We start from the raw sequence: 16,951 nt of genomic DNA on the forward strand, positions 1-16,951 counted from the left end.
TTGGCGGGTTTGGTAGAGAAAATTTGGTTTGAAAACCACCCGCTAGGATGGATTGGCGCGCCACTGCTGTGGCCGCTGAGCAAGGTGTTTGGTGCCATTGCTCGTCAGCGTCGCAAGGCATTTCTTGATGATAGCAATGGCGCTTATAAAGCCCCGGTTCCTGTCATCGTGGTGGGCAACATCACAGTCGGTGGCAATGGAAAAACCCCTGTTGTTATTTGGCTGGTGGAGCAACTAAAAGCCTTGGGAATGAATCCGGGCGTGGTGTCTCGTGGCTATGGCGGCAAAGCAACGCATTATCCATTAGTGCTCAATGATAAAACCAGCACCGATATCGCCGGCGATGAGCCTGTGTTGATCTATCAACGCACTGGCGCACCGGTTGCAATTTCACCTGTTCGTAGTGATGCCGTTAAAGCGCTGCTGCCTCTTGGTGTTGATATCGTGATCACTGATGACGGGCTTCAACACTATAAATTGGCGCGAGACATTGAGTTTGTGGTTGTCGATGGCGAGAGACGCTTCGGCAATGGTTACTACATGCCGCTTGGACCACTGCGAGAGCAAACTGATCGTCTAAACGAGGTAGACTTTGTCATTTGCAATGGCACTTCGGTATCGTCTGGTGAAATAGCCATGACGTTAGCCCCCTGCGAGTTGGTTAACCTGAAAACGGGTCAACGCATCGTCGCCAGCAGTATCAATAATGCGGTGGCGATGGCAGGTATTGGTAACCCTCAACGATTTTTCAATACGCTTAACGAGCTAGGGCTGACACCTATTCATTGTGAGCCGTTCGCAGACCACAAAGCCTTTGAGTTTGATCAACTCGCGGCGTTAGCGCAGAAAGGCGAGCATTTACTGATGACAGAAAAAGATGCCGTCAAATGCCGCGCAATGTTGCAACAGCACCCAGAAATTGAGAATTGGTGGTATTTGCCCGTTGATGCGAGTTTCAATGCGGACGATACTGCCAACGTAATAAATACCATTAAGAAAGTGAAGGATGGATATGGATCACCGACTGCTTGAAATCGTCGCTTGCCCTGCGTGTAAGGGAAAGCTCAACTACAACAAAGAAAAGAATGAGTTGGTTTGTAAGTTTGACCGTTTGGCGTATCCGATCTGCGATGGCATTCCTGTGATGCTAACGACGGAAGCGCGTGAAATGTCATCGGACGAGGTTAAGCAATGAAATTCACCGTGGTGATCCCTGCTCGGTATGCGTCCAGTCGTTTACCTGCAAAGCCGCTGGTAGATATTGGCGGAAAACCCATGATCCAATGGGTTTACGAGCAAGCCATGAAGTCGGGTGCCGACAAAGTGATTATCGCAACCGATGATCAGCGTATTGTTGATGCTGCAAATGCCTTTGGTGCAGAAGTGTGCATGACCCGTGAAGATCACCAATCTGGTACTGAGCGTCTTGCTGAAGTTATTGAAAAATACAATCTCGATGCGAACGAGATCATTATCAATGTTCAGGGCGATGAGCCACTCATTCCGCCGAGCGTGATTCGCCAGGTTGCAGAGAACCTTGCCAAAAGCGAAGCACCGATGGCCACACTTGCCGTGAACATTGATCACGCCGATGACGTGTTCAATCCGAATGCGGTGAAAGTGGTGACGGACAAAGACGGCTATGCATTGTATTTCAGCCGTGCGTCTATCCCATGGGATCGCGATAATTTCGCCAAAGTGCCTGCTGAAATTCACCATAATCTCAAACGCCATATTGGTATCTACGGTTATCGTGCAGGCTTTATTAACACCTACATCAACTGGGCACCGAGCCCGATTGAGCACATTGAGTGTTTGGAGCAACTGCGTGTACTTTGGTATGGCGAAAAAATCCACGTTGATGTCGCGATTGAAGTGCCGCCAGCAGGGGTAGATACGCCAGAAGATCTTGAAGCAGTGCGTGAGTTCGTTGCAAACCTTTAGAGGCTGACTGCAGCAGAGGTTTCGGGTAACAGGTTTCGGGTAACGTGTGACACGTAAAAACGCGCCAGCCACAAGAAAGACTAACAATAAAAAAGAGCTGCCTCAGGGCAGCTCTTTTTTTCGTTTACAGCTTGTTATAACCATTTAGTTCGCTGGTACGGATTCAAGTTGAAGGTCAGGAGCAGGCTCTGGAGAGGTCACAGGGTCACCCTGAAACTCATCTTGCTGCTGCGCGACTTTATCGCGTAGACGTTGCCATAACTGCCCTAAGCGCTCATGCCAGAAGCGTTCAAATTGTTCGAGATACTGCGCACGAGGACTGTATTTTATCCAAGGTTGCTGAATCTCTTTCTGTGCCATGTAATTTGTTGGCGCCGGAATAGGATCGAGACCTGCAGTTTGAAAGTCATACAGTGCACGAGGCATATGGCTCGCGGATGTCACTAGCACCAAATTGCTTTGACCGACCACCGACGCTGCTTGAAATGCCTCCTCCCACGTGTCTTTTGCGGTTTCCAGCAAGAGAATATTGTTCTTATTCACACCCATTGCCATCGCAACGCGGGCCAGCATACGAGCATGGCTCACTTCATATCCGCCATCATAGCCAGATAGGATCAGTTTTGACGTTGGGTACATAAAGTGAATACGAATACCTTCCACCAAACGCATCAGTGCCACACGTGACAATTCTGACGTTGGCGGTATCTCATCATCTACAACATGTCCGTGTCCCAGCACCATGACGTATTCGACAGGTTCTTCTGGGGCGAGAAACTGGGTGTGTTGTCTTTCTAACTTCATTAACAGCGATGAAGATAATGGCTGGAAAGACACCAGTCCGATTAACAATAGTGAAACAAATACTAAGAACGAGCCGAACCCTTTACGCTGCGTGAACCAAATCAAAAAAAGGCCAAAAAATCCGATAAGCAGTAGCGCAGGCAGGGGCATCAGTAAAGTTGATACGAGTTTTTTTAGTTCAAACATGAAATGTCGCCCGAAATATAGTCAAACAGGGGCCAATAAGTACAACAAACCTTTATTAACGGCAGTCTTATGCGAAAATAACCCCCTTACTGAATATGATAACGAAGGCGCTGTGACTGAGGATAGAAATTTCGACGACATTGCCCACAAATTTGTTAAAAACATTTACGGTTCCGGCAAGGGAGAAATCCGCCAAGCCGTTGTTTGGCAAGATCTCGAATCAATTTTAAGACGGCTGGGTGAATCCAAACCACTGGACATTTTGGATGCTGGAGGCGGGCTGGCGCAGCTTTCACAGCAAGTCGCCAAACGCGGCCATCACGTCACCTTGTGTGATCTTTCTTCACAGATGCTCGAGTTGGCGGAAAAAGATATCGATGCGGCAGGGCTTCTGCCGCACTATCGCTTCGTTCATGCGCCCGTGCAGGAAATCGCACAGCATATGGATAAAAAGGCTGACTTGGTGCTTTTTCATGCAGTGATGGAATGGTTGGCTGATCCGCATGAAGCGCTGAATGTCATACTTTCGCAAGTAAAGCCTGGTGGCATTGCGTCAGTGATGTTCTACAACCAAAATGGCCTGCTGTTCAAGAATTTGATTTGCGGCAACCTCACCCATGTGGAAGAGGGTATGCCGCACAGAAAACGCTTCAAGCTTCAGCCTCAAAAAGGTCTTCCACCTGAAGATGTTTACCAGTGGATAGAAGAGGCTGGGTTTACTATTTTGGGAAAAAGCGGTGTACGCACGTTCCATGACTATATGAAAGACACAAGAATGGGCGAATACACCTTTGAACAGGTTGTGGCGATGGAGCAAAAGCTCTGCCGTCAGGAACCTTTTATATCGTTAGGTCGCTACATCCATGTTTGGGCGCAAAGACCTCTCGATAAATAATTAGAAATAGACAACAAGGATTACGGATGAGCGAATTCTCTCAGACTGTTCCTGAGTTGGTTGGTTGGGTGAAACAGAACGACTTCTCTCTCAATCTGCCGCCGGAACGGCTGGCATTTCTCCTTGCCGTTGCAGTCTTAAGCAGCGAGCGATATGAGGAGGAGCTAGGGGAAGGGGAACTTGTCGATGCATTTCGCATTGTGAGTGACCAATTCGATCAAGCTAGCGAAACGATTGCCTTTCGCGCGAACAATGCCATTAACGATTTGGTGCGTAGCCGCCTGATCAGTCGCTTCACCAGCGAACTGACAGACGGTGCGAGCATCTATCGTCTTACACCGCTTGCACTGGGTATCAGCGACTATTACGCGCGTCATCGCGAATACAGTTCATTGAAGCTGTCCATTCAGCTTTCAATGGTTGCAGACGAGATCGACAAAGCATTGTCGGCGGCTTCTGAAGATGGCGATGCAGACTTTTGGCGCAAAAATGTTTATGGCGTGCTCAAGTACTCTGTGGCCGAGATTTTCGACCGTATCGACTTGAATCAGCGCACCATGGACGAACAGCAGCAGAAAGTAAAAAGCGATATTGCTGAGCTGTTAAACCAAGACTGGCAAGCCGCCATTGCCAACTGTGAGCAATTGCTGAATGAAACCTCCAGCACGCTGCGTGAACTGCAAGACACCTTGCAATCTGCGGGTGATCAATTGCAAACCCAGCTTCTGAATATTCAGGAACAAGTGCTCGGTCGCGACGATCTCGATTTCGTTGATGCCATGCTCTACAACCTGCAAATGAAGCTAGATCGCATTATTAACTGGGGCCAGCAAGCGATTGACCTGTGGATCGGTTACGACCGCCACGTACACAAATTTATTCGTAATGCCATCGACATGGACAAAAATCGCGCGTTTAGCCAGCGTTTACGTCAGTCGGTGACAGAATACTTCGATAGCCCGTGGTTCCTGACCTATGCGGATGCCGAGCGCCTACGTGATATGCGTGATGAGGCGTTAGTGCTTCGTGATGACGAAGTGATGGGCGAAATGCCCGCAGAGGTCGAGTTTGAAGAACTCACTGTGGTTAGCGACCAATTGGGCGATCAAATCGGTGACATGTTATCTCGCCATCGTACGACAGGCGAAGGCATCGATTTGGGCGTTGTTTTGAAAAACTATCTGGCTCAACACCCACAAGCACGCCATTTTGACTTGGCTCGAATCGTGATTAATCAGGCCGTACGTCTGGGTTATTCACAATCTGATCTAAACGCGATCCAACCGGATTGGCAGGCAATCAACGAATATGGAGCCAAGGTACAAGCGAATGTCATCGATAAATATTGAAGAATTTATGCCAGAGGAACTGGCAAAAGCAATTGCCAATCCTTTGTTTCCTACATTGGATAGCGCGCTGCGTGCTGGCCGCCATATTGCCAGCGAAGATTTGGATAACCACGCTTATCTGATTGAGTTTGAAATGCCGCTGCAGCATTTTTATCAGCGCTACAACGCTGAATTAGTGCGTGCGCCAGAAGGTTTTTTCTACCTGCGTCCTCGTTCTACTTCATTGATAGGCCGGAGTGTTCTGTCTGAGCTAGACATGCTGGTGGGTAAGGTGTTGTGTTTCCTTTACCTGAGCCCTGAACGTTTGGCGCAGGAAGGTATCTTCACCACCCAAGAGTTGTTTGATGAACTCCTCAGCTTGGCGGATGAGAAAAAACTGATGAAGTTGGTGACATTGCGCGCCAGCGGTTCAGACCTTGACCGTGACAAGTTGTATGACAAGGTGAAAACGGCACTGCGCCGTCTTCGTCGCCTCGGCATGATTGTGCCAATTGGTGAGAACGGAAAATTCCGTGTTAGTGAAGCCACATTCCGCTTTGGTGCAGACGTACGTTCTGGCGATGATGCTCGTGAAGCGCAATTGCGTTTGATTCGAGATGGCGAAGCCGTTGTTCACTTGCAAGAGCATGCGCAGTCGAGCCTGCTCAATGATGAAGAGAACGATGAGTTTGAAGTCGACGAATCAACAATCGATGATCAGGAGGTTCAAGCATGATCCAGCGCGGTAAATTTCAATCGCTGACCATGGTCAACTGGAACGGCTTCTTTGCCCGCACCTTTGACATTGATAATCTGGTCACCACGCTGTCAGGGGGTAACGGTGCCGGTAAATCGACCACTATGGCCGCATTTATCACAGCCATGATCCCAGACCAAAGCCTGCTTCACTTCCGTAACACCACGGAAGCGGGCAGTTCAACGGCGTCTCGTGATAAAGGCTTACACGGCAAACTCAAACCGGGTGCCTGTTACGCAGCGCTTGATGTGGTGAACTCACGCAATCAACGCGTTCTGTTTGGTGTGCGTTTGCAGCAAGTAGCGGGTCGTGACAAAAAGGTCGATATTAAACCTTTCATCATTCAAGGCTTGCCTTCACACGTTAAGCCAACCGACATTTTGATTGAGAACGTGTCTGCTAATCAGGTGCGTGTGCGCCAGTTAAACGACGTCAAAGATTCGTTAGCAGAATACGAAACCGCCCACTACAAAGCGTTTACGTCTGTGACCGATTATCACGCGCAAATGTTTGAGCTTGGCGCATTGCCGAAAAAGCTGCGTAATCAAACCGACCGTTCTAAGTTCTATCGCCTCATTGAAGCCTCGCTTTATGGTGGTATCTCAAGTGCGATCACCAAATCACTGCGTGATTATCTGTTGCCGCAAAACGGTGGTGTGAAGAAAGCGTTCCAAGATATGGAAGTGGCGCTTCGCGAAAACCGCATGACGCTAGAAGCCATCAAGCTGACGCAACGTGACCGTGATTTGTTCAAGCACCTGATCACTGAATCGACCAACTATGTGGCGTCTGACTACATGCGTCATGCCAACGAGCGTCGTAAGAAACTCGAGCTGGCATTGCAACGTCGTGGTGAGCTACTGGGTTCTCGTCGTCAGCTTAATGATTTTCAAGGCACGTTTGGTCGCATGACCGACGAACTTGATGTGTTAACAGACGGTCAAGCTCACTTAGAGCAAGATTATCAAGCGGCGTCTGATCACCTGCAATTGGTTCAGACAGCCGTTCGCCAACAAGAGAAAGTCGAGCGCTACCAAGAAGATTTGGAAGAGCTTGCGGTTCGTCTTGAAGAACAAATGATGGTGGTGGAAGAAGCCACTGAACAACTGGCGATCGCCGAAGAGCAAGCCCATCTCAGCGAAGAAGAAGTTGATAGCCTAAAAACGCAACTGGCGGATTATCAACAAGCGCTGGATATGCAGCAAACCCGTGCGCTTCAGTATCAACAGGCTGTTAAAGCGCTCGAGAAAGCGCAAGATTTGACAGGCAATGATGCACTTGAACAGCACAATGCCGCTGAAATACTGGGTGCACTTAAAGCCGACGAAGAAACGCAAACCAGCGAACTGCTTAGCTTGAAACACAAGCTGGATTTGTCATCGGCGGCAGCAAAACAATTTGAACGTGGTTTAGCATTGGTACGCAGCATTGCGGGTGATGTATCACGTCAAGATGCGGGTATCAAAGCCCGTGAAGTGATCACAAAAGGCCGTGAGTTTGCAAACCTTGCTAACAATACCGATCAGTTGAGCGCACAGCATCGCGACCTTGAGCGTCAAATGGGTAGCTTCCAGCAGGCAAAAACACTGTCTGAGCAATATCAGCGTCAGTTTAATACGGCGGTTGAGTCAGAAGAGTTGGCCGAGTTGGAAATGGCGCGTCAGCAAGCGCGTCTAGAGACAGCTGAAGAAGCGGTTGGCGAACAAGCTGAAAAAGTACGAGAACTGCAACGAAACGAGAACGAAATTAACGTCAAAGTCGCTGATTTCGAAAAAGTCGCGCCTGCATGGATCGCAGCGCAGGAAGCTTTAGAAAAGCTTGCGGATCAGGCTGGCGAAACCTTGTACGACAACCAAGCGGTTCTCGACACCATGCAAAAAGTGATGGTGAAAGAGCGTCAAACATTAGATACCCGCGACAAGCTGGCCGCAGAGAAACAAGCGCTAGAAGCGGAAATCGAACGTTTGGCACAACCGGGTGGTAGCGGCGATGCGCGTTTGCAATCACTGGCCGACACCCTGGGTGGTACGCTGCTTTCTGAGATTTACGATGACATCACGATGGAAGATGCACCGTATTTTTCTGCGTTGTACGGCCCAGCTCGTCACGCCATTGTTGTTCCTGACCTGAAGGGCATTAAAGAGAAACTGGTTGATATCGATGATTGCCCAGATGATCTTTATGTGATTGAAGGTGAGACTGACGGTTTTGACGATAACGTTTTTGATGCAGACGAAATGGATGGGGCGGTTTGCGTTCACCTTAATGACCGCCAGCTTCGCTATTCTCGTTTCCCGAAAGTGCCGTTGTTTGGTCGCGCTGCGCGTGAACATCGCCTAGAGAATCTGCGCGAGAAGCGTGAAGAGTTGGTAGAAGACTACGCAAAAGCCTCTTTTGATGCGCAGAAGCTACAGCGTTTGAGCCAAAGTTTTAACCAGTTCGTTTCTCACCACATGAACGTGGCGTTTAACGAAGATCCAGAAGCCGCATTGAAAGCATTGCGCGAACAACGCAACAGCGTTCAGCGTCAATTAGGTCAACTGCGTGATAACGAACAACAGGTTCGTAGTCAGCTAACTGGTGCAAAAGAAGCCATCGCGCTGCTGAACAAGCTTCAGCATGTGGTGAATGCACTGGAAGACGAAACGATTGAATCGCGTCTTGAAGAAGTGGTACTGCGTTTGTCGCAAGCGGACGAAGCGCGTCACTTTACCCGTGAACACGGTAAAGCTCTGGCTGAGCTGGAACCGTTAGTATCGGCACTGGACGCTGACCCAGAACAATTTGATGCACTGAATCAATCGTATTTGCAGGCTGATCAGGCGTTGCAACTTCTCAAGAAGAAGTTGTTTGCACTGTCTGATTTGGTCGAGCGTCGTCATCACTTCGGTTATCAAGATGCCGTCGCACTGCTTGATAAGAGCAGTGAGCTGAATGAACAGCTGAAAGCGAAATTGATTGATGCTGAACGTGCGCGTGCTCGTTCACGTGAACACGTTAAACAGGTTCGCGATCAAGTTAACCAATACAACCAACTGCTAGCATCACTGAAAAGCTCTCATCAAGCGAAGCAAGAAACGGTTGCAGAATTCAAGCGTGAATTGGTTGAACTTGGTGTTCGCGCCGATGTTGAAGCAGAAGAACGTGCCCGCATTCGTCGTGACGAATTGAATGCGCAATTGTCTCAGTCTCGTCAGCGTAAGAGTGAACTTGAAAAAGGCCTCACTTCCATTGAACTGGAAATGAAGTCGCTGCTCAAAACGCTGAAGAAAGTGAGCAAAGAGTATTCTGACTTGCGTACTTTCGTGGTTAATGCCAAAGCGGGTTGGGTGGAAGTACTTAAAATTGCGCGTAGCAGCGGCGTTGAAAAGCAACTTAACCGTCGTGAAATGGCTTACATGTCAGCCGATGAACTGCGTTCATTGTCAGATAAATCACTCGGTGCTTTGCGTCTAGCTGTTGCAGATAATGAAACACTGCGTGATGCATTGCGCGCGTCGGAAGACATGGCACGTCCTGAGCGAAAAGTGTTGTTCTACGTGGCGGTTTATCAGCATCTTCGTGAGCGCATTCGCCACGACATTATCCGTACAGACGATCCTGTAGAAGCGATCGAAGAAATGGAAGTGGAACTGGGTCGCCTTACTGAAGAACTGACTCAGCGCGAGAAGCGCTTGGCGATCAGCTCTGAATCGGTGGCGAACATTATTCGTAAAACCATTCAGCGTGAACAGAACCGCATTCGTTTGTTGAACCAAGGTTTGTCGAACATAGGTTTTGGTCAGGTCAAAGGTGTACGTCTTAACGTATCCATTCGTGATACTCACGCACAACTCCTTGCTGGATTGGCTGAAAATGCCGAGCAGCATCAAGATTTGTTCGGCAACAACCGTTTGACTTTCTCGGAAGCGATGGCGAAGTTGTTCCAGCGTTTGAATCCGCATATCGATATGGGTCAGCGTTCCCCGCAGATCTTAGGCGAAGAGTTGCTGGATTACCGTAACTATCTTGAGCTAGGTATTGAAGTTAACCGCGGCACTGATGGTTGGTTACGTGCCGAATCTGGCGCGTTATCGACCGGTGAAGCGATTGGTACGGGTCAGGCGATCTTGTTGATGGTGGTGCAGAGTTGGGAAGAGGAATCTCGCCGTCTACGCGGTAAAGATGTGATCCCTTGTCGCTTGCTGTTCCTTGATGAAGCAGCACGTTTGGATGCGAAGTCTATCTCGACCCTGTTCGAGCTATGCCATCGTCTAGACATGCAGCTTCTTATCGCAGCACCTGAAAACATCAGCCCAGAGCAAGGTACAACGTACAAATTGGTACGTAAGATCTTTAACGATAAAGAACATGTACATGTGGTAGGTCTGCGCGGTTTTGGTGAGGTATCTAAGTTGAACTCGCCAATTCAAGAAACCTTGGAAACGGTTGAATAAACCTCTGAAAATCAAAAGGCCAGCATTAATGCTGGCCTTTTTATGTTTAGTTCAGACTAAGCAATTTTAAACATACCAATCTGCTCAGTTAACTTGTGCGCCTGCGTGTTAATGCTTTGAGCGGTGTTATCGGTGTCGTGGGTTCGGTCAGAGACGGACTCCGCAGAACGCGCGATATTATTCACGTTAATCGTGATGTCTTCCGTGACCGTAGATTGCTCATTGGCAGCAGTGGCAATTTGCGTGTTCATGTCATTAATGCCCGTCATCATACTCGCAATTTCTTCCAGCATATTGTTGTTTTTATTGCAGTTGTCTACACTGCTTGCGACAAACTGATTGGCGCCACTAATGCCAGTAACCACTTTGTTGGTTTCTTTCTGCAACGATTCGACCTTTGCGCGTATCTCTTCTGTTGATGTCTGTGTCCGAATGGCTAATGAGCGCACTTCGTCAGCCACCACAGCAAACCCTCTGCCTTGTTCGCCGGCGCGGGCGGCTTCGATTGCTGCATTCAAAGCAAGAAGATTTGTCTGCTCTGCGATTCCCTGGATCACATCGAGCACAGACCCGATAGAGTTACTTTCCGCCGACAGTTGCTCCATGGACTCAGTCGCATCACCCATGCGATTAGATAGCTGCGAAATCTCACTGACTAATTGCTGGCCCACATCGGCACTTTGACGAACTGATTGAACCACGTTTTCTGATGATTCAGAGGCGTTATTGGCAAAACTGGCCACCTCGGTAATCGACGCGCTCATTTGTGTGGCGGCTGTCGCGACCTGATTTGAGTTAGCGGCTTGTAGGTCTACCTCTTTTTGCATGGTATTGATGTTATTCTGAATGTTATCTGAAGCCATCCCTAGGGCTTTGACTGCGGTATCAGCGCCTTTAATGACGCCGAGAAAGTCTTCCAACATCATATTCATGGATTTCGACAACTCAGCAATTTCATCTTTTCCTGTTTCCTTCAGTCGAATCGTCAAATCGTGAGTCTTCGTAATGTGTGAAATGCGCTCGGTGAGTTCGGTAATCGGCTTGCTAATACTTCCTGAAATCATCCAGGCAATGATGAGAGAAAACAGTATCAATGCTGTTCCAACCATCAATGCGATTCTCTCTAATGACGTATGCAATTCTTTGACTCTAGAGAGGGCTTCCGCCGTTTCGATTTCAGCTACTAGCGCCCAGTTTTTCCCTAGTATCGATATAGGACGATAAGCAGCGAATACATGTTTTCCTGCGTGATTTAGACCTGAAATAAAGCCTGATTCGCCTTGTAAAGCAGCATTGGTATGGTCTGAGCGGATGCTTTGTTGCCCGGAGGAAGATCCAGTTAAACCGATGCGATTAACAGTCTCCGCAGGAACACCTGTAGTACGGAGCATGTCGAGATAGCTTTCTTTGTTCTCTACCAGCATTCGAGCTTGCGAGCGCATTAAATTATCTGGACCAACAATGAAGCTTTCACCAGTCGTTCCCATACCGTCGAGTTCCCAATTACCGTCGTAGGTCATGATGGCGTTAATGTTGTCGATAGGCATTTGGAATATCAGCACACCAATGTTTGTGCCATTTCGAACAACTGGGGTGGCGATGAACGAAGCCGGGCTGTCATATGAAGGGTAGTAAGGTGCATAGTCGATAAAGTTGAATGCACCTTTTTCAAGATGTTTTGCTCCTGTAAAGGCTTCTGCTAATCCACTGGTTTTGTATGGGCCATCAATAAGATTGGTGGCGTAGTCGAGTTCTTTAAACACCGAATAAACGACATTGCCCGAATTGTCGACCATGAAAATATCGTAGTAACCGAAAGATTCAAGGAAGGTGCGGTAATTGGAGTGGAAAACATCATGAACTTCACTATACGTCGTACCGTCAGCAGCTTTGTCCAGTAAATGCTTGTTACCTAGAGGGTGCGAATTTAGTCCGATATAAGCTTGTTGAAGCAGCTTCCCATTGAGACCAATAGCACCTAGATTTGCAAGTGCATTAGACGGCTTACTGTTCGTCTCTGTGAAGGTACTACCGAAGCCATTCACATAATAATTTTTAAGTGTATCGGCTTGATCTGGCACTAATTCGGCTTCGGTTGTGACGCTTTGAAAACTCGTCGAAAACTGAATCATCGCGTCTTCTGTCATGGTGGAATTCGCGAGGTTAGTTAGCTGCTGAGAGATGGTGTTGAAGTAGCGTTCTATTTCCGATTTTTTTACTTCACGAGCGGACATCAATTGATTTTTGATTTGATGTTCAAGCGCAGCGCTTGATGTTTCGCTTGCCGTAATTGTTAGTAATGCTGCCGTTGCAATGACGGCTGCAGCGCTCATGGCGACAAAAGCGGTTTTAATTTTTGTGGATATGTTCATGCTGCCATGCCCTAATAATTAAACAAAAATTGCAGATGTGACACTCTGTAATTGTAGGGAACTTTTACCCCAAAATTGTTGATTCAATGGTTTTTCTTACAGAAGAAATTTAACCAAATGAATTACATGGTTTTTATTTTTATGAGTGAGAGTTTTAAAATTGCAATATGAGAATTTAAATGACAAATAATATGAGTTTGTCATTTTTTAGGACGGGTTGTGCTTGTCAATAAGCCTGGGCGGTGTCGTCAATTAAAATAGGCACGTTACAGTGTACGTGCCTGATGAAATAAAAGAGATTAAAACAAGCCGGAATTAACTTACTGATGATGTGTCGATTTCTCTAATATTGCGACAGAGTAATATTGCTCAAATTTATAACCAGTGTCGGTTAATAATCCCACTTGTTTAAAGCCAAACTTTTCATGCAAACGCAGGGAAGCAGGGTTGGGGAGGGTAATCACTGAATAAAATTTACGGCGAATAGGTGAGGCATCCATTTTTTCCAGCAATGCTGTCATTAACTCAGAACCTGACCCTTTCGCACGACATTCATGGTGGAGGTAAATAGTTATTTCGCTGCTGATTTTGTATGCCAGTTTTTCACGAAATTCGCCGTTATATGCAAACCCGATAACCTCACCTTCAGGATCTTCCTTCACTAATACATGGTAATAGCCATCGCTATGCGTAAGCTTTTCAAACCACGCTAATCGTCGTTCTGGTGACCAAGTGTCATAGTCAAACGTAATGGCAGTCTCTAACACATAGTGGTTGTAAATCGCGTTAATCGCGTCGAGATCGGTAATAGTCGCATTTCTAATTGTCACGTTCTTACTCCCTTAGCGTTCTTTTAGCGCAAGCTTTACAGCCGCTGCTGCATGTAATTCGGTCGTGTCATAAAGCGGCATTGAGGTGTGTTTTTGTTGTACTAACAAGCCAATTTCTGTGCAACCCAAAATGACGGCTTCAACCCCTTGCGCTTTTAGGTCATCCATCACAGACAAGTACTGCTTGCGCGAGTGCGCTGATACCTTACCTTGGCAAAGTTCTTGGTAGATGATCTCGTGAACGATGTCTTGATGCCACTCCGGTGGCACCGTGACTTTAATCCCTTGCGCAATGAGCCGCTCTTTATAAAAAGGCTGAGACATCGTAAATCGTGTGCCAAGCAATCCTACATGTTGAATGCCGTCGATTTTTAGCCTGTCCGCGGTTGCGTCGGCGATGTGCAGTAAGGGAACAGTAATGGCTTCTTGCACGGCAGGCGCAACTTTGTGCATTGTGTTGGTGCCAATCATGACAAACTCAGCACCAGCAGCTTCTAGTTTTTGCGCTTCTTTCGCCAAAATCTGAGCGGAAGCATCCCAATCTCCTGCGCGCTGAAGTGCTTCAATTTCTGCGAAATCGACACTGCTGAGCACTATTTTCGACGAATGATGGCCACCCAGTGCGTCTTTGGTCATTTGATTGAGGAGTCGATAATAGGTCGCGGTCGACTCCCAACTCATGCCGCCTATCAAACCAATTATTTTCATTGTGCGCGTCCCTATGTTCTGCTTAGGCGAACCCTTGATGATTCCTTGCTCGAGTGTGATTATGAAGCTCACACTTCGTAGTAAGTACCATATAATTTCCGAAAAGACACTGATAGTCTGCGAAACGTATCCGATAGCATTTTTCTCGACAATGCGTTGTTTTTTTGGACCTAGGTTTGTAGGTCAATGTAGGAGTGTTCAGTGTGGCGAAAATGGAAAGGGTAGTCATTGCACCGAATGGACCAGAGCTGTCTGCGTTGGTTCAGGGTTACTGGCGTTTGGCTGAGTGGAACATGTCAGCTCAAGAAAGACTCACATTTATTAAGCAGCACCTAGACATGGGTATTACCACTGTCGATCATGCTGATATCTATGGTGATTATCGCTGTGAAACTTTGTTTGGCGAGGCGTTAAAACTGGAGCCAAGCCTACGCGATAAAATGGAAATCGTCTCTAAATGCGATATACATTTAGTGAGTAAAACGGCGCCCGAGCGTAAGATTAATCACTATGACACCAGTGAATTTCATATCACTCAGTCGGTGAACAATAGCTTGTCACGCCTTGGCGTGGAAAGCCTCGATGTACTGCTCATTCATCGCCCAGATTGTTTGATGGATGCTGATGAAGTGGCTGAAACGTTTGAAAAGCTGCACCTTGCTGGCAAGGTGAAACACTTTGGTGTGTCAAATTTCACGCCAAGTCAGTTTTCACTGCTTCAGTCGCGACTAGATAAGCCATTGGTGACTAACCAAGTGGAAATAAACCCCATCAACTTTGATGTCGCCCACGATGGCACCTTGGATTTGATGCAGCAATTGCGGGTAAGGCCAATGGCATGGTCTTGTTTGGCGGGCGGTGAAATTTTCCATTCCAAGTCAGAACAGGCCGTTCGCTTGAGAGAGACGTTGAGTGAGATTGCTCAAGAATTGGATGCCACGCTAGAGCAGGTGATCTACGCATTTGTACATCGCTTACCAAGCAAACCATTGCCGATCGTAGGGTCTGGTAAAATTGAGCGAGTGAAATCGGCGTTGGAAGCGATGTCTTTGGTGCTTAGTCGCGAACAGTGGTATCGCATTTGGGTCGCCAGCAAAGGGTTTGGTGTGCCATAAACGCTGAAAGAGATTGCGCCGATATATTGCATTGATAGATGACGATGGATTGATTCGTGATTATCCGGAACAATCAGTGTTTAGCTTAAAGGGCTTAGCTGCTTGTTCCATTGGTTGCGATAGTTGCACCAACACCTTTTAGCCAATTGCGGTACCAGCTATTTAAGCTTTCAATGGGCTTGGGCCGACAAATCAAAAAGCCTTGTAGCAAAATGTCGGGATATCGGGAATAGAGATAATCTAAGTCTTCAAAATGCTCAATGCCCTCAGCCACTAAATCGACATCAAATGAGTCAGTGATTTCAGCCAGTGACTGGACGATCACTTGACTGAATGGGTCCTGATGGATGTGATTAATTAGCGTTCTATCAATTTTAACTTCCGTAAAGGGCAAACTGCGTAACTGTTGAATATTGGTAAAGCCCGTGCCGAAATCATCCATCGACAAGCCATATCCTCTTATGCGAAGTCGATTGAGTGACTCCATCTGCTCGGATGTTTTCAGCGCGTATTCTTCAGTAATCTCCAGTACGACACGTGTCTTATCAATGTTTCTTGCTTCAAATAGGCTTTCGAGGCGGTTGGGGATCTCTAAGTCGGCCAATTGCTGCGCAGACAAATTGATACTGATTTTGACCTTGTCTCCGAAGATTTCTGACAGCTTGGTCATATCCTTGGCGGTTGTTTCAGCCAGTTGCATTGTCATTAAGTCCATCAGATCATATTTTATCGCGGTTGGAATAAAACGACCAGGCAGCACGGCATCTGCTTCGCCCGGTAGTCGAATGCGTGCGAGGACTTCGAGGCTTTCGACGCGATTATTTTGAGGATTCAATTTAGGCTGATAGTAGGGAATGACTTGATGACGCATGATGCAGTCGAGCAACTCTTTTTTACTCATCTTTTTAAAGTTGATAAATCTTCGCTCCTCGATTTTGTCCATCCTGTCGAGGATCAGTTGTAAAGCGTCAATGTTTATCGGCTTGGAAACATTACCGAGTAGGCAGATATGCTGTTGGCGGGCAACCTCGGCCGCGAGTTCTATAATTCGTATATCAAGGTCGGAGATGATGCAAACGCCACCTTTGAAACTCATATTGCCGAGCTCTCGGATCACGCCCATTCCATCAATGTCTGGCATGTTTAGGTCGGTGAGTACAATGTCATATTTAGCAGGAAACCGACGCACTTCATTTATTGCATCGACTGATGATGAGAAGCGAGTGACATCCTTGTATCCAAGGTCATTAAGCATGCCATCAATCAACTCTAAAATGGCGGTCGAGTCATCAACGATCAAAATACGTCTAGCTTTGCTCATCTCATTTTCCTAAAAATATGTCTCAATGTTAAAACTAGATGCTTCCCATCAATTTACAATCTATCGCTCATCCGAAAAAACCGACATAGTGGCAAAAATTGTGATTTATTGATTTGTTTGATGCGCTTAGCGCTCAGTCACTCATCCAAAAAATGTGTAAATTTTCATTAAGCTCATTGATCTCGCTGCAATGGCCGATTTCGGCGAATGATATTCATCTGAGCGATTACATTAGTGGTAATTACACCGAGTGAC

The 16,951-nt window shown here is 47.2% G+C and carries 13 protein-coding genes; 8 read left to right on the forward strand and 5 right to left on the reverse strand.

The window, feature by feature from the left end:
- The 3 genes from lpxK to kdsB are packed head-to-tail and all read left to right on the forward strand — an operon-like array spanning position 1 to position 1,944.
- A complete protein-coding gene (gene lpxK, locus AC3CIC_RS07120) occupies positions 1-1,032 on the forward strand; it encodes a tetraacyldisaccharide 4'-kinase (protein WP_394212927.1) in 1,032 nt (343 codons plus the stop codon).
- Complete coding sequence (locus AC3CIC_RS07125; protein WP_016962359.1) at positions 1,013-1,195, forward strand: Trm112 family protein; 183 nt, start codon at positions 1,013-1,015, stop codon at positions 1,193-1,195. The genes lpxK and AC3CIC_RS07125 overlap by 20 nt, the downstream gene beginning before the upstream one ends.
- The gene (kdsB, locus tag AC3CIC_RS07130) at positions 1,192-1,944 is read left to right on the forward strand and encodes a 3-deoxy-manno-octulosonate cytidylyltransferase (RefSeq protein ID WP_488515742.1); all 753 of its coding nucleotides are present in this window, start codon (positions 1,192-1,194) and stop codon (positions 1,942-1,944) included. Before AC3CIC_RS07125 ends, kdsB begins: the two co-directional genes overlap by 4 nt.
- 144 nt (positions 1,945-2,088) lie before the next feature.
- On the opposite strand, the gene elyC is transcribed toward kdsB, so the two are convergent.
- A complete protein-coding gene (elyC, locus tag AC3CIC_RS07135; protein ID WP_488515743.1) occupies positions 2,089-2,934 on the reverse strand; it encodes an envelope biogenesis factor ElyC in 846 nt (281 codons plus the stop codon).
- Positions 2,935-3,046: 112 nt separating this feature from the next.
- Here elyC and cmoM point away from each other — a divergent pair, with 112 nt between their 5' ends.
- The 4 genes from cmoM to mukB are packed head-to-tail and all read left to right on the forward strand — an operon-like array spanning position 3,047 to position 10,350.
- Complete coding sequence (gene cmoM, locus AC3CIC_RS07140) at positions 3,047-3,829, forward strand: tRNA uridine 5-oxyacetic acid(34) methyltransferase CmoM (protein ID WP_488515744.1); 783 nt, start codon at positions 3,047-3,049, stop codon at positions 3,827-3,829.
- A 26-nt stretch (positions 3,830-3,855) separates the two neighbouring features.
- Positions 3,856-5,178 (forward strand): chromosome partition protein MukF, encoded by a 1,323-nt coding sequence (gene mukF / locus AC3CIC_RS07145; RefSeq protein ID WP_016962353.1) that lies wholly within the window; start codon positions 3,856-3,858, stop codon positions 5,176-5,178.
- Complete coding sequence (mukE, locus tag AC3CIC_RS07150) at positions 5,159-5,893, forward strand: chromosome partition protein MukE (protein ID WP_488515745.1); 735 nt, start codon at positions 5,159-5,161, stop codon at positions 5,891-5,893. Before mukF ends, mukE begins: the two co-directional genes overlap by 20 nt.
- Positions 5,890-10,350 carry a chromosome partition protein MukB gene (gene mukB / locus AC3CIC_RS07155; protein WP_488515746.1) on the forward strand — a complete coding sequence of 1,487 codons (4,461 nt, stop codon included), beginning with the start codon at positions 5,890-5,892 and terminating at the stop codon, positions 10,348-10,350. Before mukE ends, mukB begins: the two co-directional genes overlap by 4 nt.
- Before the next feature lie 56 nt (positions 10,351-10,406).
- On the opposite strand, the gene AC3CIC_RS07160 is transcribed toward mukB, so the two are convergent.
- The 3 genes from AC3CIC_RS07160 to AC3CIC_RS07170 all read right to left on the reverse strand — a co-directional run bounded on the left by AC3CIC_RS07160 (position 10,407) and on the right by AC3CIC_RS07170 (position 14,260).
- On the reverse strand, positions 10,407-12,722 hold the full coding sequence (locus AC3CIC_RS07160) for a methyl-accepting chemotaxis protein (RefSeq protein ID WP_488515747.1): 2,316 nt from the start codon (positions 12,720-12,722) through the stop codon (positions 10,407-10,409).
- A gap of 320 nt (positions 12,723-13,042) precedes the next feature.
- Complete coding sequence (locus tag AC3CIC_RS07165) at positions 13,043-13,552, reverse strand: GNAT family N-acetyltransferase (protein ID WP_488515748.1); 510 nt, start codon at positions 13,550-13,552, stop codon at positions 13,043-13,045.
- Positions 13,553-13,564: 12 nt separating this feature from the next.
- Complete coding sequence (locus tag AC3CIC_RS07170; RefSeq protein WP_488515749.1) at positions 13,565-14,260, reverse strand: aspartate/glutamate racemase family protein; 696 nt, start codon at positions 14,258-14,260, stop codon at positions 13,565-13,567.
- A gap of 212 nt (positions 14,261-14,472) precedes the next feature.
- On the opposite strand from AC3CIC_RS07170, the gene AC3CIC_RS07175 reads away from it, so the two are divergent.
- A complete protein-coding gene (locus AC3CIC_RS07175; protein WP_488515887.1) occupies positions 14,473-15,375 on the forward strand; it encodes an aldo/keto reductase in 903 nt (300 codons plus the stop codon).
- A 94-nt stretch (positions 15,376-15,469) separates the two neighbouring features.
- On the opposite strand, the gene AC3CIC_RS07180 is transcribed toward AC3CIC_RS07175, so the two are convergent.
- On the reverse strand, positions 15,470-16,696 hold the full coding sequence (locus AC3CIC_RS07180) for an EAL domain-containing response regulator (RefSeq protein ID WP_488515750.1): 1,227 nt from the start codon (positions 16,694-16,696) through the stop codon (positions 15,470-15,472).
- Between the last annotated feature and the right edge of the window lie 255 nt (positions 16,697-16,951).

It is taken from the genome of Enterovibrio sp. QJM3NY_24 (genome assembly GCF_057786035.1).

Excerpts from the sequence above, each read along its gene's own strand:
- AC3CIC_RS07125 (WP_016962359.1), top strand. The coding sequence starts at position 1,013 with ATGGATCACCGACTGCTTGAAATCGTCGCTTGCCCTGCGTGTAAGGGA.
- kdsB (WP_488515742.1), top strand. The coding sequence starts at position 1,192 with ATGAAATTCACCGTGGTGATCCCTGCTCGGTATGCGTCCAGTCGTTTA.
- elyC (WP_488515743.1), bottom strand. The coding sequence starts at position 2,934 with ATGTTTGAACTAAAAAAACTCGTATCAACTTTACTGATGCCCCTGCCT.
- mukF (WP_016962353.1), top strand. The coding sequence starts at position 3,856 with ATGAGCGAATTCTCTCAGACTGTTCCTGAGTTGGTTGGTTGGGTGAAA.
- mukE (WP_488515745.1), top strand. The coding sequence starts at position 5,159 with ATGTCATCGATAAATATTGAAGAATTTATGCCAGAGGAACTGGCAAAA.
- mukB (WP_488515746.1), top strand. The coding sequence starts at position 5,890 with ATGATCCAGCGCGGTAAATTTCAATCGCTGACCATGGTCAACTGGAAC.
- AC3CIC_RS07160 (WP_488515747.1), bottom strand. The coding sequence starts at position 12,722 with ATGAACATATCCACAAAAATTAAAACCGCTTTTGTCGCCATGAGCGCT.
- AC3CIC_RS07170 (WP_488515749.1), bottom strand. The coding sequence starts at position 14,260 with ATGAAAATAATTGGTTTGATAGGCGGCATGAGTTGGGAGTCGACCGCG.
- AC3CIC_RS07175 (WP_488515887.1), top strand. The coding sequence starts at position 14,473 with ATGGAAAGGGTAGTCATTGCACCGAATGGACCAGAGCTGTCTGCGTTG.
- AC3CIC_RS07180 (WP_488515750.1), bottom strand. The coding sequence starts at position 16,696 with ATGAGCAAAGCTAGACGTATTTTGATCGTTGATGACTCGACCGCCATT.